The sequence below is a fragment of the Brevibacillus nigriterrae genome, from assembly GCF_049846925.1.
Taxonomy (GTDB): Bacteria; Bacillota; Bacilli; order Brevibacillales; family Brevibacillaceae; genus Brevibacillus_H.
In genome coordinates this window covers 136805-162822 of record NZ_JBNCMT010000004.1, presented here as the reverse complement: position 1 = coordinate 162822, position 26018 = coordinate 136805, and the positions used below count along the sequence as shown (strand labels likewise).

The following is a 26018-nucleotide window of genomic DNA, read 5'->3' as shown; positions in this document are numbered from 1 at the left end:
ACCTTATCAGCTCAAAAAGGGGGATGAAAATATCGTTTTCACTATTAACAATCAGAGGGGGACATGATAATGGCTGGTGAATTCACAGAATATGGGTACATTGCTGCTGATAAAGTAGACATTGATCAACTGAAACCGCTAGACCAAGAGACAGGAAAAACGATGAAAGAAGAACTGGGTAACGGCCTCAAATTAACTCTTATTTATTTTACCTTCATTTTTGCCATGCCTGTTTTGAATTGGTTTGCGGGTGATTTCATGTTTTCTCGTATGTGGGGTGGTATGACCTACGCATGGTTTTTTACCGGTATTTTGGCGATGCTAATGGCATTTGTCATTGCCTGCATCAATATCTTCTCATACGAAAAACGGTTACAGAGAAATGACTCCGCCAATAACTCCAAGATAGAGACGGAAGGGAGACAGGTTGGATGATTCAAGCGATCTTGGAACCAAAGATTCTGTTTACAATCATTCTGATGGGTACAATTGTCTGGATTACGTACATGACCAAGCGCAATACCACAGCATCTGATTATTTTGTCGGAGGCCGAAGCTTTGGCTGGTTTACGAACGGCTCTGCAATTGGTGGTGACTATCTGAGTGCAGCAACATTTCTTGGGATTGCCGGATTGACTTACAAGCTTGGATATGACGGTGCCTACTATGCTTTCTGTTTTTCGATCGGGTTGACTCTTCTGGCTATCTTTGTAGCCGGACCACTTCGACGGTTCGGAGCATATACCGTTGCAGATTTCCTAGCCTATCGATTTCATAGCAAAAGGGCGCGCATTGTAGCAGTGGCGGTTGTTCTCTCCATATCTGGATTTTATGCTGCGCCTCAATTGTTAGGCGCAGCCCAGATTATGAGCATGTTCTTTGGTACAAGTTATGAATTTGGCATTATCTTTACCTGTACGGTGATGATCTTCTATGTAGGTGTTGGTGGGATGAAAGGGACTACCATCAACCAAGCGCTGGAATTATGGATTCGTTTAGGCGCATTTATTCTCATGGTGGCAGCAGCGATTTATGGTGGCCTGCACTATCACAAAATTCTGGCAGCGATTAATGATTTTTCAGGCACGGTTGCCAATACGGCTCAGTTCGCACAAGATTCCAAAGATGTTGTGTTCGATGGCGAGAAGTGGACGGGGACAGGTAATTTCTTCCCTAACTTTATTCAAACATTATCGATGACAATAGGATTGGCATTCGGAACCATTGGATTGCCGCACATCCTGCTTCGTTTTTATACCAATCCGAGTGCAAAAGCTGCTCGCCGCTCCGCTTTGATGGCGATTGGAATTGCCAGCTTGTTCTTCTTTTTCGCAGTTTATTTAGGCGTTGTTGGACGATCAATCTTCCTTAGTGGCACAGCAGAACCACAGGTAATGAAAGATTTGATCACAGGTGGAGACAACATGGTTATACCTTCTACTGCACAGGTACTGGGCGGCAAATGGTTGCTTGGTTTGGTTATAGCAGGTGCATTCGCAGCGATCTTCTCCAACCTGTCCGGTCTATTCATCGCAAGTTCAGGAGCTCTGGCTCACGACTTATATGCCACAGTATTCCGTAAAAAAATTACGGAGCGGGAGCATGTCATAGCTGGTAAAGTTGCAATCGTTCATTCTTGGTATCCTTTATGGGATTCTCGGGCTCATGGTGAAAGGAGCGTCCATTGGACATCTTGTAGCTCTGGCCTTTACAGTGGCTGCAAGTACATTCACGCCAATTTTCATCTTGGGCATCTGGTGGCGAGGAATGACTGAGAAGGGGGCAATTGCTGGTCTGGTTGTTGGCTTGTTGGTGTCAATGTATATGATTCTTCTTGCCAAGACACTACCGGAATACCTCCAATTCAAATCTCCGGGAATTATCACTGTTCCTATTGGTTTCTTGACAGTTTGGATCGTCTCTAAGTTGGATCGGAAAGTTCCAGCAGATGTGAATGAGTTCATGAAGAGGGTGCATTCCAAGAGCTCAGAGGCTGCATAAAGATATGATAATATGAAAGCACTTGCCGTGGTCAATTTTTGATCACGGTTCATTAAATTGTCAAGAAATTACAACCAGTCCTTTTTCTTGAAAGTGATATACATACCAATCCCAAGTGTAGCCATGATCCCGAGCACCACATAGTAGCCGGATGGTGAGCGGAGTTCAGGCATGTTGTCGAAATTCATCCCATAGATGCCTGTCACAATAGTAAGTGGCATGAAGATCGTCGTAAGGGCTGTAAATACCCGCATCGTTTCGTTTGCTCGATTCGCCAATGCTGCCTGATAAGCCTCACGCAAGTTGCCCATCAAGTCGCGAAAGGTATCGAAGCTCTCTACGATTTTCACGGAGTTTTCGTAGACATCGCCAAAGTACTTTTGCAAATGATCATCGATGAGAGCAAGATCTTTTTTATTTAAAGCGGCGATCAAGTCACGTTGTGGGCCAAGCATTTTCTTGGCATACAGGATCTCACTACGCAGTCCAATGATTTCATTCAACTGTGACTTTTCGGTTTTCATCAGGATTCGATCCTCTAACTGCTCGATCAGGTCTTCGATATCGTCAATGACCTGAAAGTAATTTTCCACAATTTTATCGATAAAGTGGTATAGCATGAAGTCAGCGGTTTTGAGTTCTTCTTCCCGAATAATATGTTCAATTTCATGAATCTCTCTGACAGGATGTTTGGTCACCGTGACGATATAATGCGGACCGATGAAGATGTTCACTTCTCGAAGATGAATATCCTGATTGATGAACTCTACACTATTAATGACGATAAAATAATGATCCTGATAAACCTCCAGTTTGGGACGCTGTTCTTCTTCATCTATACAGTCTTCAATGGCTAGATCGTGAAAGCCAAAGATACGTTGCAATTCATCCAGATCAAACAGACTGGCTTGAATCCAGTAAAATCCGAATGGCGGCGCAGTTTGTGTTTCTTCCACATCTTCTATTTCATGCATTCGACCATCCTGAACAAGTCTGATTCTCATCTGGAAAAATGCTCTCCTCTCTAGGGAAAACCCAGATATAGTATACCATTTGCTGCCATAAATAAATACTTGACCTTCTCGTTGCGTCAAGCCTCATTCTATACCTAAACTTTTGATAATGAGGAGAGAATGCAATGATGAATCAGGTAAAGCGTACATTGATCTGTGATGGGGCGGTGATGCAGGGGGCAGGCGATTCCATTCATTTCCCGACGATGGACATCCTCGTAGAAGATGGCAAGATCATGGAAATTGGTACCAATCTCAAGGAGATGCTGCAATCAGATGATGAGGCAAACGTGGAGATTGTTTCAGCAAGAGGTAAATGGGTTCTACCCGGCTTCGTAAATACGCATAATCATGCAGGAATGAGTCTGTTACGTTGCTTCAGTGACGACAAGCGTTTGATGGAATGGCTGAGCCAGAAGATGCTGCCGGCAGAGGAGAAAATGACGCCGGATGATATCTACTGGGGAACACAACTGGCGATGCTGGAGATGGTTCAGTCCGGGACGACCACATTTGCCGATATGTATGTCGAGATGGACAGGGTGGCAGCGGCAGTAGAGGAAGCGGGAATGAGAGCTTCTCTTTGCAGAGGTATGGTGTTTTTGGAGGATGATGGCGGGCGCAGGTTGAATGAAGCACTTTCCTTGTTCGAAACATGGCATGGGAAGGCGGATGGGCGAATCCAGGTCATGCTTGGGCCGCACGCACCTTTTACGTGTCCGCCTGAGTCGCTTCGGATGATTCGAGGCCTGGCAAAAGAGAAAAACATCCCGATCCATATTCATCTGGCAGAAACAGAAGAAGAGTGGCACAAGATCCGGGAACGTTATCAATGTACGCCTACCCGTTACCTGGAGCAGTGCGGATTACTGGACGGGCACCCGATTCTGTTGGCGCATGCCGTTCATCTGGATGAGGAAGATATTGCTCTCTTAGGGAACATCCAGGGGGGAGTAGCACATAATCCGGTCAGCAATTTCAAGCTTGGATGCGGTATTGCTCCGATCGAACAGATGATTGCAAAGGGTGTTACAGTCGGCTTGGGAACGGATGGAGCAGGCAGTGCATCGTCTCTGGATATGTTTCTGACAATGCAGGCGGCAAGCTGGATGCAGAAGGTAATATTCCGTGACCCAACCCGGCTGTCCGCAAGAAGGGTGCTGACGATGGCAACCCAACAAGGGGCAACAATTCTCGATATGGGGTCTATCACAGGAAGTCTGGAGAGAGGCAAGTCTGCCGATCTGATTGTGATCAACCCGGATTGTGCGCATTTGTTGCCGCAGCATGATATCGCTAATCTGTTGGCATACGCTGCGAAGGGCTCAGATGTGGAAAGCGTAATGGTAAATGGACAATGGCTCATGCATCAGAAAGAAATGCTCCTGGTCGATAAAGAGAGGATCCTGTTCGAAGCAACTGCTCGTGCGAAGCGGATTGTCGAGGGAATTTAGCTTTGTAAACGTTTTCTATATTTTTGTAAAATATCAGTCAATTTGCATAAATATAATTGATTGTTCATTAATACTTGTTTATTTATCACATAAACAAGAGAGTAGGGTAACAGGTGTGAAATTCAATTTAAGTAAATTTAAAACCAGTTCATGCTGATAATGAAGTGGTTTTTTTGTTGTAACTAAAAGATGGCGTTATCAGACAGTTTAGAAAACACAATTAAGTTTAATAATCTGATAAATGAATATAAAAAGGCAATTCTGATAAAGTGTGAACTATAGAGGGGGAATAGAAAATGAAAAAAAGTATATTTGCACTAGTCAGCTCCGTCGTTCTGCTCGGCTCGGCTTTGGCTGGATGTGGCAGCAGTTCTTCAACACCTGCAGGCAGTGAGCAAAACAGCAGCGCACCAGCAGCAACAGAAAGCAAAGGTCCCAAAGTTTTCCGCATGAATATCCACTCGGAGCCTTCTACTGCTGATCCGGGTATTGCAGAAGACAGTACATCTGGCCTTGTAATTTCATCCGTTTTTGATGGTTTGATGAGAAAAGGGGAGGATGATCTCCCGCATGAAGCAGTTGCCGAGAAGGTGGACGTTTCTGAAGATGGACTTACCTACACCTTCCATCTTCGTGAGTCGAAATGGAGTAACGGCGATCCTGTAACTGCTGCTGATTTTGAATTCGCCTGGAAGCGAGCACTTGACCCGAAAACGGCGTCCAACTACGCCTATCAGCTCTACTATATTAAGAACGGTCAAGCATTCAATGAAGGAAAAACCAAGGAAGACCAGGTAGGAGTTAAAGCGCTGGATGACAAGACACTCGAAGTAAAATTGGAGAATCCAACTCCGTTTTTCCTGGAGCTGACCTGTTTCTATACCTACATGCCTGTAAATAAAAAAGTGGTTGAGGCCAATAAAGACTGGGCACAAGAGGCTAAAACGTATGTAAGCAACGGCCCTTTCAAAATGGTTGCTTGGGAGCATAAAAACAAAATCGTCCTAGAGAAGAATGAAAACTACTGGGATAAAGAAGAAGTAAAAGTCGATAAAGTAGAACTTGCTATGATCGAGGATGAAAATACGGAGTTGTCCATGTTTGATAACGGAGAGCTCGACTGGGCGGGCAGTCCGAACAGCAGCCTGCCGATTGATGCGATGCCAGCTTTGAAGGAGTCAGGAAAGCTGCAAACCAAGCCGGTAGCAACGCTTTACTGGTATAAGTTCAACGTAGAGCAGCCGCCATTTAACAATGCCAAAATTCGCAAAGCGTTCGCCTACGCCATTAACCGTCAAACGATCATCGATAACATTTTGCAAGCCGAACAGGTTCCTGCTTTAAGCATGCTGCCGCCATCCATGGCACTGAAGCCAGACGGTTATTTCAAGGATCATGATGTGGATACAGCCAAAAAGCTGTTAGATGAAGGCTTGAAAGAATTGGGAATGGCAAAGCTTCCTCCGATCACGATCTCTTTCAATACGTCTGAAAGCCACAAAAAAATTGCTGAAGCGATTCAGGATTCCTGGAGAAAAGATCTTGGAGCCGATGTGAAGATCGAAAATACGGAGATGAAGGTGTATCTCGAGAAGCTGCATCAAGGGAATTATCAAGTGGGACGCATGGGTTGGGTCGCCGATTTCAATGACCCGATTAACTTCATGGAAGCGTTCCGTGATAAAGAGGGCGGCAATAACGATACCAACTGGGAACATCCGAAGTACAAGGAATTGCTGATCCAATCAACCAAAGAGACAGATCCGGAGAAACGCAAACAGCTTCTAGTAGAGGCGGAAGCCATTTTTATGGATGAAATGCCGGTTGCTCCTATCTATGCGTACACTCGTGCATGGGTACAGGGAGATAATGTGAAAAAAGGTATCCACATCGATGCACTTGGACGTCCAGACTTGAAGCGAATTGAAATGAAGTAAACTTTAGTCAGTCTATGTAGTAGATAAGTAGAGCAGACGAGAACGGGCGTCTGCTCTTTTTGGTTTTCACGTGCACTTTGTTCAAACAATGTTTACAAGTATCTGTGCTATTGAAAAGCTTGTCAAATACAATGTAGTAGTAGGAGATAATGGGCATAATGTTAACTTAATTACACTTTTCGCAGGGAAAATACACTATACTTGTAAGATACCACTACATTAATTGAAAATGGAGGGCCTGACCATGGAGCAGAATCTTCAGTTAGATCAAGAATGGAAAGACGCATCCTATGCCGATCTGGTTACCTATATCGAGGAGAAACATCATACATATGTGAAGCAGGAACTGCCTATCATGAAGCAGCTTATCGAAGAACTTGTCAGCAAGTACGGGATTGAGTACCATGAGCTCGGACGAGTGCAGCATTTGTTTCAATTGTTAGAGAGAGACCTGGATACCCATTTGCGAAGAGAAGAAAAGGACACTTTCCGCCTCATTCGTGAATACGACGAAAATCCGATGCATCCGAAAGCGCATTTGCTGGTTCGGATGGCCCAAACGCTGGAGGGAGAGCACGAAATCTCTCTACACATACTTGCTGAGCTGCGCAAGGTGACGAACGACTATCAACTTCCAGCAGATGCGGATGAGAACTATCACAGTGTATACCGAAAATTTGTGGAATTGGAAGAGGACCTTCGTGAACATATCTATCTGGAAGACAAGATTCTTTTTGAGAGATTGACTAGGGAGTTCTAGAATCATAAGAATTCACAAGCTACCTGTTTTCGATGATCTGTCGAGGGCAGGTAGTTTTTTATTCCGAATATTGGAAGTGTAATCTCTTGTTACTAGTAACCCTAATATGGGTAATGAAATTAAAGCTGTTGATTCTGGATCTGAATCGGGGGATGACACCATGTTGCTGTTCAAACCAGCTATCGCTCTGATGAATCGATTGAAATACCTTGAGAAATTTGGTATTATTTTTCTCGTTTTTCTCATTCCTTTAGCCTTCTTCATCACCAACTATATCGTGCAGATTAATGGAGATTTGCAAAACTCAAAGAAGGAAATGGCAGGCTTGGAGTATATAACTGGACTAAGAGGCATGGTTCAACACATTCAGCAGCATAGGGGAATGTCCAACGTATACTTAGGTGGAAAAAACGATGCAAAGGAGAAGGTATTAGACCTTCGTGAATCAATCAAGAAAGACGTGGAAACAATCGACCAGTTGGATCATCGTGATGGGGCACTCCTGCAAGCTACAGAAAAGTGGCAAGCAATCAAACAGGAGTGGATGAGTCTGGAAAAAGAAGGTTTACAGATTTCGGTCAAGGAATCTACGGAAAAACACATTGTGTTAATTGATCGAATTCTTCGTTTTCACAGTTATATAGCTGATACATCCGGTCTGATTTTTGAAAGAGATCCACAATTGTATTATTTGGTAGATACACTCTCAAACAAACTTCCATGGGCGACAGAATATATGGGACAGGGGCGAGCGCTGGGAACAGGAATTCTTTCCAAAAAACAAATAAGCGAAGATGAGCGGGGAAGTCTTCTTTTCTTACAAAGTGCCATGGTACGCTCGATTGTAGATTTCAAATCGAATATGGAGTATGTTTTCCGAGTTGATCACTACAAGCAGGAGCTAGGCGCAGAGATCAATCATGCGAATCAATCGGCAGAAGCCGTTGTGCAATCAATTTCGGATCATATTTTGAACGTATCCAATATCTCTGCTGATTCAGAAGAGTACTATAATAGTTCAACCCAAGCAATTGATAAACAGTATACCGTGCTGACGAAGGTAACAGATGTATTTCAACGCTCACTTCAAGAACGAATCCAGGCACTTACTGTGGAACGAAATGTGACAATGCTTATTGTGAGCGTATTGGTAGCGCTCATTGTTTATTTCTTTATCGGATTCTTTTTGGCTGTGAAGCGGTCCATTTTTACAATCGAACAGGTAACCCAATCAATCGCCCACGGAGATCTCACCCAGAGAATACGACTGGTTACTCGTGATGAAACAAAGGCGATTGCCGTTGCAGTAAATGAAATGGCTGACTTTTTTTCAAATTTGATTCGAATGAATAAAGAATTGGCAGATTCAGTAGCGGCCTCTTCTGAAGAATTGCTTGCTTCCTCTGAACAGGTTGCCAGCACTGCCAACCAGATTTCTGAATCTATGAAAGAAGTAGCGTTTGGTACGAACAGGCAACTGCATGGAACAGAAGAAACAGCCCATACTTTGCAGGAAATCAGCATGGGAATTCAGCGTGTTGCCGAGAATTCGTCCGCAGTATCTGAATCTTCCATTGAAACGGTCAACGAGGCTGAAAAAGGAAACCGATCATTGCAAAAAGCACTTTTCCAGATGGAAACCATCGATCATTCTGTTCAGGATTCCACGCAAAAGATTCACTTGCTTGGGGAAAGATCGAAGGATATCGGTCTGATTGTTGAAGTGATTTCCGGCATTTCTGCTCAAACCAATTTGTTGGCATTGAATGCAGCAATTGAATCAGCGAGAGCAGGGGAACACGGAAGAGGATTTGCCGTTGTTGCAGATGAAGTTCGCAAATTGGCAGTGCAATCCGATCAATCAGCAAGAAAGATTATTAAATTGATCGAGGAAATAAAAAATGACACCGAATATTCGATCGAAGCGATGGAGTCAGTAGCCAGGGAAGTAAGAGAAGGTGTCCAAATTGTACACGAAGCAGGGGAAGCGTTTAATCGTATTTTCCAGGCTGCGAAAGATGTAGACGAACAGACCCAGGATGTTTCCGCTACCTCTGAACAAATGTCGGCAAGCTCCCAGCAAGTTGTTGCAACCGTTCAGGAAGTAACTGCGATAGCCAAGGAGTCAGCCGAGAAGACCATGTTAGTAACTCGCTCAACAGAAGAGCAGCTACATTCTATGAATGAAATGTCAGCCACAGCGTCTGATTTAAGTAGGAAAGCGCAGGAATTACAAGACTTCGTGAATCGTTTTACCGTGTAGTGAAAATCCCCCCAACCTCTCATGGACTGGGGGGATTTTTACTACTTCAGTTCCTTTATCCTGTTCTGTAAATCGTTTAAGAGCTCAATCCATAGTTCGTAATCATCTGTCTCTGCCCAAAGTTCTTGCAGTTCAGATTCTGTTTTTATTTTTTCTACGGCTGTCAGGGCTAATTGACGTAAATGAGGGGCCTGTTCTCTTTGAGCTTTTAGCCATTCAACAAGATCTTCTACTTCGCCTGCTTCATTTCGAATCTCCATACCTGGCCTTCCATTCAGAGCAGCAACAATTTCTGCTGCAGCAAGAGCCTGGGAGGCTAAATCAGCTTCAATATACTCTTCTGCGGCAGATGCCGATAGCGTTTCCTCAATGAGTCCTAGAGTAGATGACTCCAATAAATCCCCTTTCCAATCAAGGGCATCATCATTTTCAAAAAATCCTGTTCCCCAAGCACCCATACCTATTCCTCCCTAATCATTTGATTGGTACATATTCTTTTAATACCTGCAACGGATGGAGCTGCGTTTTCTTTACATCATCTATGATGGTTCTAAAGATTTCTGGGCAAAAAAGATGCTCGTCTTCCATCTGTTCCAGCTCATGAAAAGATTTCCAGACGACCTGCAAAATTTCCTGTCCGTCACAGCAAACTTCACCTTTTTCCACTTCTGCTTGGAAGTGATATCTAATCACATGCTGGTGTAATGGGCTATGGCTGCTTGGATTATAGCCTCGCCCGGCTCAAGCCTACCGCCTGGAAAGTTCCATTTTTGAAAAGTTGCTGGTTTTCCTTCTTGAACGATCAAGACACGCTCTCCCTCAACTACGGACACGCTTACTACAGTTAAAATAATGTCACTCTTCATTACATATTCTCTCCCTTTGATATCTGTTTTTATATGAAGTTTAGATGAATGCCCCCTCGTTAAAAAGGGGCTTTATCAAGGTAGATACTTATCTATTAGACCAATACTTTCGAGATTCAAGTCTAGTACACTGCTTGGATGCCCTGAATAGAATGAAGTAAAAAAGGAGGGAAAGTAGACAGATGAACAAATGCTTTCGCAAAGTGCAAATAAAGAAACGGAAACCTCCCAAGTGTGTTTTTGTATGTAAAAAGAAAGTGAAAAAGAAAGCAAAAAAGAAAGTGATAAAGAGGGTAATAAAGAAAGTGATCAAGAAAGTGATAAAAATAAAGCCTAAACCATCGAAGTGTGTTTGTGTATGTAAGCATAAAGAGAAAAAAGAAAAGCGGAAACATTGTAAATGCGTGGAAGACAAGTGTACGCATGATCTTTGGAAACAGTTGCACAAATTGATTGGCAAGGAAATTGCCGTGCTCACCACAGCAGATAACGAAGTAAGTGGTAAACTCGTTGAGGTTACGCATGGAAGTATTTCCATTTTTGAACCGCATCATGGGGCGTTAATCATCCCATTGTGCAATATAGTGCTTTATACTCATGAAGAAAGTGACAGAAGGCAGGTGAAACCGTGAGTACAAAGAAAAAAACCAAGTCAGACAGCAAGAAAAAGAAAAAGCGATGTTGTCACATTGAGACATCCTGCAGTAAAAGTCTGCGCCACAAGTTGCGTTCCTTGGAAGGTCACCAGGCAGAGATTGGTCTTGTGAATGGAAGAACATTTATTGGAACCGTTGTGCATGTGACGAAAGGAAAAGTAAAACTTGCCATCCATTGTAAAGGAAGGTTGATTTTTGTACACATCACGATATGCCATATTGACTCCGTAAAAGTAGTAAAGCATAAGCACGAAGGTACTGAAGATAAACACCTCGAAAAGGATTGCTTCGATAAACATCATAAAAAAGATTGCTTTGAAAAACATCCCAAAAAAGGGTGCTTCGAAAAACATCCCAAAAAGGATTGCTTTGAAAAACACAAAAAAGATTGCTTTGAAAAGCACCATAAAAAAGATTGCTTCGAAAAACACAAAAAAGATTGCTTCGAAAAACATGAGCAAGTAATTTGAAGAGCGCCAATAAATCGTCTTATCCTTTCTTCTATGGTCAATCATAGAGATAAGGATATTTTTTTATGTTACGGTTCTCTTCGTTTTTTGAGGATATTGTATAATATTACTGACAGCAAATGGATGGGCAGATACAAAATTTTGAATAGAAAGCAGTGAGAGTATGGAAGTAGCAAGCATTGTTCGGTATGAAGATGCAATACAGGCTGTCAAAAAGTACGGATTGTTACCTCTATCAAGCTACATATCCGATCATCCATCATTGGAGTCGTTAACGCCAAAAGAAAACTGGCATTCCGATACGGATGCTGATCCATGGAGATGGAGGGTTCGTCTGGCTGATGACAAAGAGGCTGCATACGGGAAGTTCTTCAAGAAGAAGCCTACATTTATCTCTCTTGAATTGTTTCCTTATATGCGATCCTTACGAGGTGATCAACGCTCGATACAGGAACGGTATGAAGCTGGACTTGTTTCTCGGGCTGCTTATCTAATTTATCAGGCCATAGAAGAAAAAGGCATAACCGATGCCAGAACATTGAGGGGATTGGTCGGCATGAAGGCAAAAGAAGAGAAAACCCCTTTTGAAAATGCATTGGTGGATTTGCAGGAGTCATTCGATATTGTCATTACGGGAAGTAAACCACGGAATAATCAAGAAGGACAGAATTCGGGTTGGAATAGTATGTCCTTTGACATTACGGATCGCTGGTTTGCAGGTTTCGATGATGTCAAGAAGTGGTACCCGAGAGAACAAGCAATCGAAAGGGTATTTCAGCATTTGGAGCGGAAATGTAGCCCGACGGCATTAACTCAATTTCGAAAAATACTTACATAGCCAATAAAAAACTAGAAGAAAAAGCCTTCAGTACCGTATACAGAATACGGATTCTGGAGGCTTTGTTTGGTAATCACTCAACTTTAAACCGGCCAACCATCTCATGTAAATGGGCAGCCATCCTACGTAGAGATTCGATGGAAGCAGCCATCTCTTCAATGGATGCGTATTGTTCCTGCGAAGAAGCGACAACGCCTTGTGTACTGTGGGAAGCTTCGTCGGCGATGCGTTCCATCTCGCTAATCGAGCCCGTAATGCGATCAGAATTACGTCTCATCTGTTCTCCAACCTTGTAAACCTCATCGACTTGAGTAGTTACCTGATCTACAGATGAGAGGATGCTTTCAAAGTTCTTTCCTGCCAAATGGATGACAGCAATCCCTTCTTGGACCTCTTCGTTCCCTTTGTCCATTGCGTTCATCGCTTGCTTGGTATCTGCTTGAATATGTTCAATCAATAGCTTGATTTGTTCTGTCGAGTTCTTCGATTGCTCCGCCAGTTTTCTCACTTCATCAGCAACGACGGAGAACCCTCTGCCATGTTCACCGGCACGAGCAGCCTCAATGGCGGCGTTTAACGCTAACAAATTCGTTTGGTTGGCGATATCTGTAATGATATCGACAACCTGTCCAATTTCATGGGAGCGTGACCCTAGCTGTTGAACCAGTTGGGAGGTATCTCCCACAGATTGGCGAATCGAATCAATTTGATGGATGGCCCTTTGGATAGAATGGTTTCCTTCCTGGGCTTTGTGTGTCGCTTCGTTCGTAGAATGTTTTGCTGTTTCTACTGAGGTGGCGATGGTGTGAATGTCAGAAGTGATTGAGTCGATCGTTGAAACGGTGTGTTGGGCAGACTGCAGTTGTGTGTTCGATCCAGTCGCCACTTCTTGAATCATGTTAATAATCGAGTCTGTACTTTGCATAGTTCTTTGCGAGCTGACAAAAAGATCCTCTGTCGCAGTAGATAACTGTACGGCATTCTTGGTAACCTGAGAAATCAATTCACGCAGGTTTACCATCATTTGATTGAAGGATGCAGCTAATTGTCCGATTTCATCTTTGGACAGAACGGGCAACTGGCGAGTCAGGTCGGCTTCACCTTCAGCAATTTCCTTTAGTTGACCATTCACAATTGACAATGGTCTCATAACCGTTCTCATGAACAGGTACCCGATAAACAGACCAAACAAGACTGCCAACCCGATGAAAGTGCTTAGCAGCATTGTCTGGAATTGATGACTTTGCTCCAATTGACTCTTGGCAGAATCAAACCGTACTTTCATTTCTTTTTCAAAATCACTGATGACAGGATCAAGTTTTTTGCGGGCTTCCCGTTCTTCACCGAAGTGCAATTCATCAGCACGTTGCTTGTCGCCCTTTTGATAGGATTCTACCACTTGCTGACTTGCCCGTTGGAAATCCTGTAGATTAGCTTGAATGGCCTCTACAATCTCCTTGTCTGATGGTTCAACAGTCTGGACAAGTTCAGTCAAGTAGGACTGAATATCCTCGTCTTTTTTTTGCATTTCGTTTACGAAACTGGCATCACCTTTTAATAAAAAGGCACGCTCATCATTGGATCGACCTGCCAGGCGAAATTGGATCGACTTGATGAGGAATTGCGTCCGAGAATCCTGCAACAGCATCTCGTGTGCAGAATTGCTGGATTTGCTGTTTACGATAGAATACGTACCACAAGCAAGAATAATAGAAATAAAAATACCAATTGCGATGATTATCTTGATTCTCAAACTCATTGCACTACACCCCAGATCAGTGAAAACTCGATTTTTGTCGAATTTTGATTTCTGTATTACTATACCATTATTTCTACTGATCAAAACTTTCGTTCCCAATAATTTTTGACAGTTACATCCCTTCTTTTTTACAGATCTTTTGCACATGCTGCATGAAGAGAGGTACAGCCTTTGGGGCACGATCCAGGGATGGTACAGCTAACCCGAGCGAACGATATATCGGTGGATCAAGGGAAAGTACAACTGAATGAGAAAGCTTCTGTGGTAGTGCCATTGATGGTAAGATTGTGATCCCCAACCCTTGCTGAACCATGGTCAGGATGGTGGAAGTTTCTTTCACCTCGTATTTGATTTGTGGGTCGCATGCCTTGAATATCCGGCGAATCAGTGCCTCACAACCGCCTTTGGTCAAAATGAATGATTCTCCTTGAAGCTGGTCTACCGTGATGGTCTGATAGGTAGCCAGAGGATGGGTAACAGGTACGATTACATTCATCTCGTCTTGCACAACATAGGTGGTGTCGAATTCCGGGTCCGGGAGTGTAACGAAGCCCACATCGACAGCTCCGGTGTAGATCCAATTGCGAACTTCCTGATTGGTTCCATCCAAAAAAATCAGCTCGATGCCCGGATAACTGGCTTGGAATGTTTTCATGGCATAGGGGAGTAAGTGAGCAGAAACGCTAGGGAAGCTTCCGATGCGGATCACCCCTTTGGCAAGCCCCTTGTATTCGAGCAATTCTTCGTGAATTAGCTTCGTGTGACTCATGATTTGCTGGATATGATAAAGCACTTTTTCGCCTGCGGATGTGAGTTTGATTCCTTTGCGGTCACGGACTAAAAGAGCAGCGCCCAGTTCCGACTCGAGATTCGAGATGATGTGGCTGACAGCAGATTGTGTCATTCCCAGGACATCTCCTGCTTTGGTAAAGCTGCCTTCTTTTACGACTGCGAGGAATACTTCAAATTGGACCAAGGTCATACGATCAGCCCCTCTATTTTTTCGTATAAATGAATCTACATTCTTGATGAAGTATGAGTATTTATTCATGTAACATATGAGAAACCTTCATTTGATCCCATGAATAGCCGTTGGTATGATTCGGTTAAGAGAAAGGTTGGGATATCAATGAAGACGATTGGATTAATTGGTGGAATGTGTTGGGAGTCCTCTATTGAGTATTATCGTATCATCAACGAAAAGGTTAGAGAAGTGCTCGGGGGGCATTTTTCCGCCAAGTCGGTGATGGTTTCTGTTAATTTTGAAGAGATCAAACTGCATCAATACAATGGAAAATGGGATGCAGCAACAGACATTCTCGTTCAATCCGCGCAGCAACTGGAGCAGGCGGGTGCTGATTTCGTCATGATCTGTACAAATACCATGCACAAGATGGCCGAAGAGGTACAGGCAAGCATTTCCATTCCTTTACTGCATATTGCTGATGTTACAGGCGACAAAATTGTGCAAAGCGAGAAGAAAAAAGTAGGATTGCTCGCTACCAAATTTACCATGGAGCAAGATTTTTACAAGGATCGGTTGAGAGAGAAGTTTGGCATTGACGTAATCATTCCGGATGAAGCGGATCGAGATTTCATCCATCATGTCATCTATCAGGAAATTATGATGGGAGAGCTAAAACCGGAATCCAAGGCGGAGTACAAACGCATTATTGATAAACTTGTCATGCGTGGAGCGGAAGGTATAATACTTGGATGTACAGAGATTATGCTGCTGATTGATCAATCTGATTGTAGTATACCAATATTTGATACAACGCAAATTCACGCTGAAGCAGGAGTAGAGTTTGCATTAAACAAATAAATTGTTGAAAGAAGAAGGTGCCAGATGCAGTATGTCTGGCACTTTTTTTGTGAAAATACAAGTCAGTTTAACTTTTGAAGAAATACTAATAAAAAAATATTTATCGATAAAGATAGACGATAGCTAGTTCTTTAATTGGATGAAATTTCATGTTATAGTAATTTTGTGCTTTTTGCGTGTTACATAAAGGAAGGATGGGAGAAATGACTTGGTTACGCAACCGTTCTATTAGGAAAAAAATTATTACATTAATTGTATTTAATGTTTTTTTGCTGATTGGAGTAAGTTCTTACGGTTTTTATAGTATGAACATATTGGCCGCCAACGCTGATGAGATGTACAGCGACCGTACATTGCCAATTGAGTGGTTAAGTGAAGTGCGTACCCAAATTGCTAGAAATGATGCTTACTCATTAGAAATGATGATTACTACAGATATGAGTTTCAAAGAAAAGTTAACGCAATACATAGAGGATGGAGCTGCAAAAAACAACGAATATTTGGCACTCTATGACAAAACGTACATGGTACCGAAAGAAAGAGAATTAATGGATCGGACGAAGGAGATTGCCAAAACAGTTCTCGATGAGCAAAAGAAAGTAATCGGGCTTGTAGGAGAGAACAAAAATGCCGAAGCATATTCTTATTATTTGGATAAAGTAAAAAAACCGCGTGAAGAATTAAGAAGCACGCTTGATGAACTTATCCGAATCAATTCTGAAATTGCAGATGAATTAAGTAACCACAGTAAACAAGAACTAGATCGGACACTAAACATTTCCATCGTGCTTACTTTGTTAGTAGTTTTGTTAAGCATGTTTTTTGGTATGATCATTAGCCAGGTTATCGCAAATCCAATTCGTAAATTGCGAGAGTTGATGGCAAAGGTAGAACAAGGAGACTTGTCGGTTACTGGGGACTATCATTTCAAGGATGAGATTGGGCAATTGAATCATACTTTTAACGGAATGGTAGACGGATTGCGTACGCTTGTTGAACAGGTAAAAGAAAAATCGCTCAGTCTCTCAGCCAATTCAGAACAATTGTCGGCAAGTGCAGAACAAACGTCCCGTGCTAGTGAAGAAATTGCTACGACGATTGCAAGTATTGCAGTTGGTACAGATAATCAGGTGCAAAGCATCGAATCCGGTCGCAACGTGCTGCAAGAGATCAATACGATCATAGAGAACATTGCCAAAAATGCAGAGAATGTGAATCGACAAGCACAAGATGCTGCTTTTACCGCAACTGAGGGGAATCGTTCGATACAAACTACCATTGAGCAAATGAATTCTATTATCCAAACCATGACCAGTCTTGCTAATGTAATCAAAGGACTGGGAGAGCGGTCACAACACATTGGCAGTATTGTCGAGGTAATCAGAGACATTGCAGGGCAGACCAACTTGCTTGCGCTGAATGCCGCAATTGAATCGGCACGTGCGGGTGAGCATGGACGAGGATTTGCCGTCGTAGCAGACGAAGTTCGCAAGCTGGCAGAGCAATCGACTGCATCAGCAGGCAAGATCGGTGAGTATATTCAGATTATCCAGGCCGACATTCAAAATGCAGTTTACACAATGGAGACAGGGATGGAAGAAGTAGGGGAAGGTGCAAGAGTAGTTAATGTAGCCGGTGAATCCTTCAAGCGAATCGAAAGCTCAGTAAGCGAAGTAGCAGAACAAATTCAGTATGTTTCCGTGTCATCTTCAGAAATGGTTACTAGCACACGTCTGACGAATATGATTACAGGTATCGCAGAAGTGGCTGTTTCCAATGCAGCTGGTACACAGCAGGCGTCAGCAGCGACAGAAGAGCAATTGGCTATCATGGAAGAAATCACTTCATCATCCCAAGCATTATCCAAGATGGCTGAAGAAATGCAGATACTGATTTCCCGATTTAAAGTGTAGTGCTTTGAATCGCTAGGGCAGGGGCTGACAATGGTCTCTGCCTTTATTATTTTTGAAGCCATGTTAGTATATAAAATACTTGAGCCTCACATGATGTGATGGTTTAAAGTTAATATCAGGTTGAAAATCGATGCAGTCACAGATTTAAAAAATAGAATCGAACACGGAGATGGAAAAGAACAATGAAAAAATTGATTTATATTTACGACGCTTATTGCCCTTGGTGCTATGCTTTTACACCAGTCGTACATCAGCTTTATGAGAACTATCGTGATTCTTTCGAGTTTGATGTGATAAGCGGGGGGATGATTATAGACGATCAGGTGAAATCGATTGGTGGTTGGGAAAAAAGCGAAAGCCTTAGAGTAGGCTATCAACAAATCTCAGAACGAACAGGAGTTCCATTTAGCGAAGCGTTTTTTGATCGCATCAAAGACGAAGAAATCGTGATGAATTCCGAGATTCCAGCAAGAGCGCTAGCTGTTTTTCGCGAGTTCAAAACCTCTGTATCTTCAATAGAGTTTGTTCATAAGCTCCACAATTATCTGTTTCTTGAGGGACGTAATCCTAATGATGAAGGTTTTTATCGAAATCTGGCTACTCACTTTCAGTTAGATCCTGAATTATTCATCGAAAATATGAACAAGAATTACTTTCAGCAACAAGCACGATATGATTTTGCTTTAGCGAAACAATTACAAGCCGAGACATTTCCAAGACTCTACTTACAAACATCAGATACGTATTTCTATTTACTGTCGAAAGGGTACTCTGATTATAAACAGATCGTCCAGATCATAGACAAAATTGAAGCAGCAAATTAGGTGAAAATTTGCTAGATACATTTTTTCGGTCTTGACGCTAAATGATTCGGTGGTATATTATTTGGTGGCAAACTATTTTTTAGAGGTGCTCAAATGAAGTTCGTTTTGCGTGATCTCCCCACAAGACAAGTACTTAACGAAGTAGCAACTCGCTATCCAGGCACGGACGTATCGGCTGTAGAAACCTTAATGGTATTAATGCGAACATCACGTGATATATTTACAGAAATGGAATCACGATTATCAAGCTATGGGATTTCCCAAGGAAAAGTCGCATTATTACTGCTACTGTTCAGGAATAAAGGGGATCGGCTGACCCCGTCAGAATTAGCAGATAAAGCAGGCGTTACCCGAGGCACAATTACAGGTTTGATCGACGGTCTGGAAAGAGATGGTTTGATCGAACGAAAGCATCATAGCAGTGACCGCAGGATGATTACCATTCATTTGACAGATGCTGCCTATGAATTGATCGAGCGGTTTTTGCCTACTCATTTCAAGAACGCCGAGTTGCTCATGTCAGAGCTTACCCTAGAAGAACGAGAAACGTTGATTGATTTGCTGCAAAAGACGTTAAAGGGCTTGGAAAAAGTGAAGGACCTTCCATAGGTTTTTCTTCTGTGAAATAGTTTGGCACCTTATTAATGTGCTCTATCATAAGAGGAAAATGACTTTTGCCGGAGATTCCCTAGTGATTTTGCAACCCCACTTGTTGTATATCTAACTTGTAAGTTTCGTATATGAATCACTCATTTACATTGGATTGAAATGATGACAGATAACATTAAATAGATTGAGAAAAAGTTTGTACCTTTTGGGAGGGGATAACAATATGCTAGCCATACTATCCAAGAAAAAAATCACCGCTCTATTAGCTGCAACAATGATTCTGACGACCGTTCCGGCGGTAATTGAAGCTAAAACAGCAACAGAACCCATTCACATAAGTATTAATGCAAAAGAGATCGCTTCGCCTGATGCACAGCCTTTTATTACAAATGGCCGCACGATGGTGCCGATTCGCTTGATCAGTGAAGGATTGGGTGCGAAGGTTGATTGGGATGCGACGAAGCAACTGGTGACCATTACGCAAGGTGATTCGGTTATTCACGTAACCATCCAGCAAACCAAAGCGGATGCAGGAGGCAAGGAAGTAACTCTTGATGCGCCAGCCCTCATTGCGAATGGCCGCACGTTTGTGCCGCTGCGTTTTATTGGTGAATCACTAGGGGCGAAGGTGGAGTGGAACCAGCAGGAGCGAGTAGTATCGATTGCAACTGCAAATTCTGGTGACCAAGCGACTGAACAACCAGTAGAGCAGCAGCCAGACACGACGAAACCAGACACAAGCACAAAGCCTGACACGAGTGAACAGCCTGTTGGTGACAAGCTTTCAATTGCGTTGGCAAACGAGCTTGCTTTGAAGAACAACAGCGATCTGCGAGCACTGCGGATTGATGCAGACTCTGCTGATCTCAACTCACGATTGGTGAATTCCAAAGTGAAGGATATTCCTACTGATTTCATTGATTCACTTGATATGGCACAGCAAAAGTATATCAATAAAGCAAAGGCAGAGATGGCCAAGAAGGTCAACGATCTCTTTGTGAAGGCAACGGAAAAGAAAATTATTTTAGGCGTAAAGAAAGCCTACTATGATTTGTTAAACGCAGAAGCTGATTTGCACTTGAAAAAGCAATCAATGACACGTGCCGAAACACAGTTGAAACAAGCTGATTTGGCGTTCAAGCTGGGAACCAGAGCGAAAACGGACGTCTTGCAAGCACAAGCGGCAGTAGCAGGAGCCAATGCTTCATTTGCTGCAGCGGAGAACAATTGGAAAATTGCCCAGATGAAACTGAACAGCTTTATTGGTGCTGATCTGGATAAGGAATGGATCATTACGCAAGATGCATTGAATACGGACTCGCAAAAGCTGGACCGTAAATCTGCTGTTGAACTTGCTTTGACACAACGTGCCGAAGTTCTGCAAAAGCAGGAAGAGATCAAAGTGGCTGAGTTAAACAAAGAGCTGATCAATAAATACTCATCTTTGGCAACTTATCAGGGAGAGTTGAGCATCAACGAAGTAGAGAAGTCCAAATTGAATCTGGAAGATACCAAACGGGAAATTACCATTGAGATAACCCAGGCATATCTGAATCTCACAACGGGAAAAGAAGCACTTGAGGCGAACAAAAAAGCACTGGATGCTACCAAAGAGAATTATCGACTAGTGAAGCTGCGTTTTGATAATGGATTGTCTACGATGCTTGAGACGATTCAGGCTGAAGAAGAGCTTTCCAACCGTGAAAACCAGTATCAAAGTGCTGTCTACAATTACAATTTGGCGATCATTAACTTCGAGAATGCGATTGGAAATTAATCAGTTGAAATACACGAAAAAACTCATGCTGTCATAAGCATGAGTTTTTTGGTTTCACGTCCGGCTAGGACTGGCTTTCTTCACATCTGTTCACCGTTCTTTTTGGCAGTCGCCAGTTATAATGCACACTGACAAGCCGCAGGATCACGATGATGCCAAACAGGAGGTAAAGCTGAACGGGAACGTCGCTGTTTACCCAGCCAAGCTTAATCACAAGTCCGGCAAGCATGGCCCAGACGGCATAGATCTCAGCCCGGAGTACAGTGGGTTTGCGACCAGCGAGAATGTCCCGAATAATTCCGCCACCAATACCAGTCATCATGGCAGCTACCATCACGGCACTGAGCGGATGCTGCATTTGTGTGGCGTACAGTGCGCCTTGGATCGCAAAGGCAGAGAGTCCGATGGCATCAAAGAGATTCTCCCATCGTTTCCATCTGAATATCCAGCGGCTCGGCAGCAAAAACACGATGGTCATGGCCAGAAGTGCAATTTTCAGCAAGTCACCTTGCCCCCAGATGCTTGACACTGGCAGGCCAATCAATAAGTTACGAATGATCCCACCGCCAAATGCAGTTACCAGTCCCAGCACATAGACGCCAAGAATGTCATATTCCTCTTCCATGGCAACAACGGCACCAGAGATTGCAAAGGCAATGGTTCCAATAATATTAAATACTTCCCAACTCACAGCAGTTAACCCTCTCTCTAATCCAAAACATTGATTCCGATTATAGCAGAATTTCAATGTTTCTCAACACAAAAGAGTAGTTAGCGGCCTGGCTTGTCAAGCATTTGTACCTGTTTTTTTATTGCATCAATGGTCAGGTTATTGAAGGAAGCAAATCCCATTTCTTTCAGAGCAATCGTCTTTCCGTCGAAAACGGGATAGACTCCTTGCCAGATTCCCACTAGAGAATAAAGGTCAGTGCCTGCAATTCGTTGGAGAAAACAGATATACTCGCCTTCTGCCAGTGGCCCCGGATACCGTTTGTTCAGATGGCTTGAACGATCGGGGAGTGGTTCGATTCCTTCGGTCAGCAATGTGATCAACTGGGGCGTGGTGCCTTTCATCGTTTGTAAAACATGAATCTTTTGAAGGAAATTGACAACTTTGCCGCCAGGAACTTTCGTATTGGTAGGGTACTCTTCATATGCTGTATCCGGTCGTCCATACACAATCAGTTGGGAGCGTTTAACCAGTTGCTTTTCGTTGCTTACGGCTGAGGTGTCTATCTTCAGCGAAGCGTAATCTTTTCTGGTTGCATCGACAATTGGTGTCTGAACGGATACACAAAGCACTGCCAGAAGAAACGTTATCATGATTTTTTTCAACCTTATCACTCCCGTATTTTTATCACCCCATTTACTTTTTGTCAGGATTAGACAGGTTATGTATTAACTTTTTTCGTGTAGGAAATTTTAACAACTTTTAAGTGTTAAAGTTTCCGGAGCATCGCTAAAGAAGAATTCGACTACCGCTCCGAATGGGCTACGATAAGAAGCTTTTTTTACAGAATCCGGCGATAAAGTAACTGATCACCGTAAGATCATCTTTGGTTAATTCTCTGGCTACCTTCTTGGAGAATTCATGCATGATTGCTTCCCGATCACCTTTGGTACGCAGCGTGAGCAGGGCAATTTCTCGCATTTCCGCCAATTCACTTTGGAACTGCTGCCTGGAGAGAGGCTTCCAATGTGATTCGATATACCATTCGACGTCATAACGCTCGATTTTATCAAGCAAAGCGAGGAAATTCTCAGGTACGTAGTTGCGTTCCTTGCAATAGATTTCTGAACCCAGGCAATCTCCCAAAAATAATGTCTTTTCTTCTTTTACATAAATGACAGAAGAGTCTGCTGCATGATCTCCGCCCACATGCTCGATCACACAGGTGATGCCGCCGAGATCCACTTCTACCTTGGTATCAAACAGGATGTGGGGAAGTGTGACATGGATTTGGTTGCGAATAGCAGGCTCGTATTCTTTTTTGATATAAGTGGCACAAAACTCGATTTCTGTTCCTTCCTGTACTCGCTTGTCAAGCGCTTCGTCTGTCCATTCCAACCCAACCAGTTGTGAGAGAGCAGCGTGTGTTTCTCTGTGGGCAATGGTCGGCAAGTTGATATGGTTCATCCCAAAGACGTGGTCCCAATGCCAGTGAGTAAGTGCAAGGACCTCAGGTTGGGGCAGATCAAGCGCAGCTAGTTGATCGAGCAGTAGTGACGCGTGCGCTGGCGAGTTTCCTGCATCCATGAGCAAGGTTCTGTTTTTTCCGTAAATGGCACCCAATATGGGGCGATCCACTTCGTTATTGGCAGGTAAATAGAGTATGTGATCAGTTAAGCGCTGCAATTGTGCGACGTTCATATATAGAAACCTCCTTGAAATGCAAATGATTTCCATAACTATACCACAAAATGGTCTTAGCCGTTTTCACAGACAAAAAGAAAAAGCCTGATCCATGGTGTGATCAGGCTAATTTGATTTACTCCCTATACCTCGCTAATGAAGCGTGGTTTTTTCTTTACTTCATAGCTACTGGAGCGCTGATTGCTTGAACTGCAAGAAGTTGAGCTTGACGAGCATCGTCAATGGATTTGCCAAGAGATTCAAGAGCTAATTGTGGGTTGTGGAAGCCCATGCTGCTTTCAGCAGATACGAAATCCCACTCGAATTGAGCTTTACGAATCAAGTCTTGTGCTTTTTTGATCATGTCTTTGTTATGTGCAGGGTTTTCAAGCGCTTTTTTCACTGCTTGGTGAGCATCGTGAGTCGCTTGTTGTGCTTTCAAAAGCATGTCATATGTTTTTACTTGTGTGTACAATACGCGATCTTTCAACTCATCAGTTGATTTTTCACGGTGACAAGTGCGGCAAGATGCCTCAATTGTTTCAGGTGTTTTGATCGGGCTTTGCCAGTGGTGGGAAGAGAATTTCTTCTTGTCGCCATCACGTTGGTAAGGCATGTGACAATCTGCGCAGCTTACGCCGTTTTGTCCGTGCATACCAGAAGAGAACATTTCGTAATCAGGATGCTGTGCTTTAATCATAGGAGTTTTGGAATCTGGATGCACCCAGTCTTTGAAGCCTTTTTCGTTGTAGTAAGATACGATTTCTTCAGGGTTTTTACCTTTATCCCAAGGGTTAACAACTTCTTTGGTATCAGGTTTGAAGTAGTACTCGTTGTGACACTGTGCACATACGTACGTGCGCATTTCCTGTTTTGTAGCGTGTTTCAAATCGATGTTCAAACGTGCTGCAGAATCGATGAAGTTTTTGTTTGTTACTTTTAATTCAAGCGTTTTCGCATCGTGGCAGTTTGCACAACCGATGGAGTGGGTGATTTGGTCTTTACGTTTGCTGAAAGGAACTTTAAAGAACGCAACGCCTTCTTTTTCAACGAGCAAAGGAACGTCAGGAGACTTACAGTTCCAGCAAGAAGACGGGGATTTCTCATCGATACGTTTGATGTGAGTTACGTCTTCAATCGCAAATGTGTGACCGCGATCTTCGTTATATTCTTTCGCGAATGCCATGCCTTTGAATAATTCGTTCAGAAGAGGTTGTTGGTCAACTTTTGGTACTGGTTTGGATCCAGCGAATTTGGTTTCGATTTTATCATCGTTATTTTCCATATAGCTTTGATATTGAAGCGGGAATTCTTTACCCCATACTTCTGAATCTGGTTCGCCATCTGGAATGTTTGTTTGGATTGGAGGAGCGGATGCTGTTTGATCCCCGCCGCAACCGGTTAGCGCAAGGCCAAGACCGAATACGAGAGCAAGCACAGCAAGCCATTTGTGCCTCATCTTCATATGGAACACATTCCTTTCTAACTTTCTAATTAAGTACGCTTATTGTTTTGAAGTTACAGCTGGTTCAGCTTTCTTCTCTTTTTGCAAGCGTCCCGTGTTGTGCGGCAAGTCTCGGTGACAACTGATACAACTTGTGCCAGTGTCATGACTCATTTTGGAAATTGTGCTGCTATGGCAGTCGATACAACGCTGTTGAATCACTTTTTGAGAGGATTCTTTTGCTACAAAGTCAGCAGGTAGTTTGTCATCAAACGTGTTGTGATAGATGTGGGACATACCTGATTTTGCTTTATAGACCACTTTGTTCAATGTGTCTTTTGGAACGTGACAATCTCCGCAAGACAGATTTTTGTGGGTTGATTTTGATAAAGTTGCTCCCACGTCAGCCATTACGTGGCAGCTTGTACAAAACTCCTTGGAACTGGTTGCAGCCATACCTTGATCATAGGCTACATAAACGAGTCCAAACACGAGCAGTCCAGCGATCAGATACTTATTCTTTAATGCGGTGACAAGTTTTCCAATCATGCTTCTCCCTCCTTTTCCTTAAATGTGTTTATTTCCCCACACCATGATTATAAGGGTTAGGGTCATCAGATGTTTGTGGACAGTAATTGAAGACTTTACGGCAACTTTTCAAACATTGTAATAAAAGTGATCAACCTCACATCATAGTGTCAGATGGTCACGTAAGTTGGAGGTAAAGCATTATTAACAATCTTAATAAGTTGGAAATTCGTGGAGGGGGAAAAGAAAGATGAATAAAAACAAAAAAATGTATATTGGCGGTATTGTTATAGCCATTGCGATCTTCTCTTTATTAATTGCAGCCACACCGGGAGCCAGTGGTTCAGAGGTTACAGTCAGTGAGCTAGCAGCAAACCCCTCCCAATTTAACGATCGATATGTTATGACCCAAGGAAACCTCATTGAAAAATCAATTCAATGGGATGCCGATAAAATCCAACTTGAATTCGATGTAAAGGATGAGAAAGGCAATATCCTCCATGTCACTCACAACGGTGTGAAGCCAGATAACTTCACCGATGAAATTATTGTTGTGCTCGATGGAACGATTTCCGCTGACGGTCTTTTCACAGCCGAACACGTAAAGACTCGCTGTCCTTCTAAATATGAAGGTCAAGATCCGAAAAACTACGATCCTGAAAAACATAAACAAATGAAACAACAGCTGCCCTCACAACAATCGGAGCAACCATCGAAATAAATGGGAT

The 26018-nt window shown here is 43.0% G+C and carries 25 protein-coding genes; 15 read left to right on the top strand and 10 right to left on the bottom strand.

The window, feature by feature from the left end:
* Positions 1-69 precede the first annotated feature (69 nt).
* From ACPW7N_RS04725 to ACPW7N_RS04715, 3 genes are read left to right on the top strand one after another with little or no spacing between them, the layout of a single operon-like run.
* Positions 70-435 carry a hypothetical protein gene (locus tag ACPW7N_RS04725; RefSeq protein WP_425649869.1) on the top strand — a complete coding sequence of 122 codons (366 nt, stop codon included), beginning with the start codon at positions 70-72 and terminating at the stop codon, positions 433-435.
* Positions 432-1775 carry a sodium/solute symporter gene (locus tag ACPW7N_RS04720; RefSeq protein ID WP_425649868.1) on the top strand — a complete coding sequence of 448 codons (1344 nt, stop codon included), beginning with the start codon at positions 432-434 and terminating at the stop codon, positions 1773-1775. The genes ACPW7N_RS04725 and ACPW7N_RS04720 overlap by 4 nt, the downstream gene beginning before the upstream one ends.
* Positions 1666-2001 carry a sodium:solute symporter family transporter gene (locus tag ACPW7N_RS04715; protein ID WP_425649867.1) on the top strand — a complete coding sequence of 112 codons (336 nt, stop codon included), beginning with the start codon at positions 1666-1668 and terminating at the stop codon, positions 1999-2001. Before ACPW7N_RS04720 ends, ACPW7N_RS04715 begins: the two co-directional genes overlap by 110 nt.
* 68 nt (positions 2002-2069) lie before the next feature.
* Here ACPW7N_RS04715 and corA read toward each other — a convergent pair whose 3' ends face one another.
* Positions 2070-3005, bottom strand: coding sequence for a magnesium/cobalt transporter CorA (gene corA, locus ACPW7N_RS04710; protein WP_425649866.1), 936 nt, complete (start codon positions 3003-3005; stop codon positions 2070-2072).
* Positions 3006-3139: 134 nt separating this feature from the next.
* Here corA and ACPW7N_RS04705 point away from each other — a divergent pair, with 134 nt between their 5' ends.
* The 4 genes from ACPW7N_RS04705 to ACPW7N_RS04690 all read left to right on the top strand — a co-directional run bounded on the left by ACPW7N_RS04705 (position 3140) and on the right by ACPW7N_RS04690 (position 9428).
* Positions 3140-4468: an amidohydrolase gene (locus tag ACPW7N_RS04705; protein ID WP_425649865.1), complete on the top strand. Its 1329-nt coding sequence runs from the start codon at positions 3140-3142 to the stop codon at positions 4466-4468.
* Between the two features lie 296 nt (positions 4469-4764).
* Positions 4765-6405, top strand: coding sequence for a peptide ABC transporter substrate-binding protein (locus ACPW7N_RS04700; protein WP_425649864.1), 1641 nt, complete (start codon positions 4765-4767; stop codon positions 6403-6405).
* Between the two features lie 244 nt (positions 6406-6649).
* Positions 6650-7165 carry a hemerythrin domain-containing protein gene (locus ACPW7N_RS04695; RefSeq protein ID WP_425649863.1) on the top strand — a complete coding sequence of 172 codons (516 nt, stop codon included), beginning with the start codon at positions 6650-6652 and terminating at the stop codon, positions 7163-7165.
* A gap of 160 nt (positions 7166-7325) precedes the next feature.
* Positions 7326-9428 (top strand): methyl-accepting chemotaxis protein, encoded by a 2103-nt coding sequence (locus ACPW7N_RS04690; RefSeq protein ID WP_425649861.1) that lies wholly within the window; start codon positions 7326-7328, stop codon positions 9426-9428.
* A 41-nt stretch (positions 9429-9469) separates the two neighbouring features.
* On the opposite strand, the gene ACPW7N_RS04685 is transcribed toward ACPW7N_RS04690, so the two are convergent.
* Positions 9470-9886, bottom strand: coding sequence for a DUF4259 domain-containing protein (locus ACPW7N_RS04685; RefSeq protein ID WP_425649860.1), 417 nt, complete (start codon positions 9884-9886; stop codon positions 9470-9472).
* A gap of 231 nt (positions 9887-10117) precedes the next feature.
* Complete coding sequence (locus tag ACPW7N_RS04680; RefSeq protein WP_425649859.1) at positions 10118-10294, bottom strand: NUDIX hydrolase; 177 nt, start codon at positions 10292-10294, stop codon at positions 10118-10120.
* A gap of 404 nt (positions 10295-10698) precedes the next feature.
* On the opposite strand from ACPW7N_RS04680, the gene ACPW7N_RS04675 reads away from it, so the two are divergent.
* Positions 10699-10926 (top strand): hypothetical protein, encoded by a 228-nt coding sequence (locus ACPW7N_RS04675; protein WP_425649858.1) that lies wholly within the window; start codon positions 10699-10701, stop codon positions 10924-10926.
* 657 nt (positions 10927-11583) lie between these two features.
* On the top strand, positions 11584-12258 hold the full coding sequence (locus ACPW7N_RS04670) for an AlkZ-related protein (protein WP_425649857.1): 675 nt from the start codon (positions 11584-11586) through the stop codon (positions 12256-12258).
* Positions 12259-12331: 73 nt separating this feature from the next.
* Here the strand turns inward: ACPW7N_RS04670 and ACPW7N_RS04665 are convergent, their stop codons facing one another.
* Both ACPW7N_RS04665 and ACPW7N_RS04660 read right to left on the bottom strand, forming a co-directional pair.
* Complete coding sequence (locus ACPW7N_RS04665) at positions 12332-14017, bottom strand: methyl-accepting chemotaxis protein (RefSeq protein WP_425649856.1); 1686 nt, start codon at positions 14015-14017, stop codon at positions 12332-12334.
* A 112-nt stretch (positions 14018-14129) separates the two neighbouring features.
* Positions 14130-14999: a LysR family transcriptional regulator gene (locus ACPW7N_RS04660; RefSeq protein WP_425649855.1), complete on the bottom strand. Its 870-nt coding sequence runs from the start codon at positions 14997-14999 to the stop codon at positions 14130-14132.
* Positions 15000-15146: 147 nt separating this feature from the next.
* Here ACPW7N_RS04660 and ACPW7N_RS04655 point away from each other — a divergent pair, with 147 nt between their 5' ends.
* From ACPW7N_RS04655 to ACPW7N_RS04635, 5 genes are all read left to right on the top strand, one after another.
* The gene (locus ACPW7N_RS04655; protein WP_425649854.1) at positions 15147-15842 is read left to right on the top strand and encodes an aspartate/glutamate racemase family protein; all 696 of its coding nucleotides are present in this window, start codon (positions 15147-15149) and stop codon (positions 15840-15842) included.
* 203 nt (positions 15843-16045) lie between these two features.
* Positions 16046-17755: a methyl-accepting chemotaxis protein gene (locus ACPW7N_RS04650; RefSeq protein WP_425649853.1), complete on the top strand. Its 1710-nt coding sequence runs from the start codon at positions 16046-16048 to the stop codon at positions 17753-17755.
* A 182-nt stretch (positions 17756-17937) separates the two neighbouring features.
* Positions 17938-18579, top strand: a complete 642-nt coding sequence (locus ACPW7N_RS04645; RefSeq protein WP_425649852.1) for a DsbA family protein — start codon at positions 17938-17940, stop codon at positions 18577-18579.
* Between the two features lie 93 nt (positions 18580-18672).
* Positions 18673-19188, top strand: coding sequence for a MarR family winged helix-turn-helix transcriptional regulator (locus tag ACPW7N_RS04640; RefSeq protein WP_425649851.1), 516 nt, complete (start codon positions 18673-18675; stop codon positions 19186-19188).
* A gap of 223 nt (positions 19189-19411) precedes the next feature.
* Positions 19412-20965: a stalk domain-containing protein gene (locus ACPW7N_RS04635; RefSeq protein ID WP_425649850.1), complete on the top strand. Its 1554-nt coding sequence runs from the start codon at positions 19412-19414 to the stop codon at positions 20963-20965.
* 64 nt (positions 20966-21029) lie between these two features.
* Here the strand turns inward: ACPW7N_RS04635 and ACPW7N_RS04630 are convergent, their stop codons facing one another.
* From ACPW7N_RS04630 to ACPW7N_RS04610, 5 genes are all read right to left on the bottom strand, one after another.
* Positions 21030-21656 (bottom strand): trimeric intracellular cation channel family protein, encoded by a 627-nt coding sequence (locus ACPW7N_RS04630; protein WP_425649849.1) that lies wholly within the window; start codon positions 21654-21656, stop codon positions 21030-21032.
* Positions 21657-21736: 80 nt separating this feature from the next.
* The gene (locus ACPW7N_RS04625; RefSeq protein ID WP_425649848.1) at positions 21737-22300 is read right to left on the bottom strand and encodes a hypothetical protein; all 564 of its coding nucleotides are present in this window, start codon (positions 22298-22300) and stop codon (positions 21737-21739) included.
* A gap of 157 nt (positions 22301-22457) precedes the next feature.
* The gene (locus tag ACPW7N_RS04620) at positions 22458-23336 is read right to left on the bottom strand and encodes an MBL fold metallo-hydrolase (protein WP_425649847.1); all 879 of its coding nucleotides are present in this window, start codon (positions 23334-23336) and stop codon (positions 22458-22460) included.
* A 157-nt stretch (positions 23337-23493) separates the two neighbouring features.
* Complete coding sequence (locus ACPW7N_RS04615) at positions 23494-24783, bottom strand: ammonia-forming cytochrome c nitrite reductase subunit c552 (protein ID WP_425649846.1); 1290 nt, start codon at positions 24781-24783, stop codon at positions 23494-23496.
* A gap of 39 nt (positions 24784-24822) precedes the next feature.
* A complete protein-coding gene (locus ACPW7N_RS04610) occupies positions 24823-25311 on the bottom strand; it encodes a cytochrome c3 family protein (protein ID WP_425649845.1) in 489 nt (162 codons plus the stop codon).
* A gap of 229 nt (positions 25312-25540) precedes the next feature.
* On the opposite strand from ACPW7N_RS04610, the gene ACPW7N_RS04605 reads away from it, so the two are divergent.
* Positions 25541-26011: a cytochrome c maturation protein CcmE gene (locus ACPW7N_RS04605; RefSeq protein ID WP_425649844.1), complete on the top strand. Its 471-nt coding sequence runs from the start codon at positions 25541-25543 to the stop codon at positions 26009-26011.
* The last annotated feature ends 7 nt before the right edge of the window (positions 26012-26018 follow it).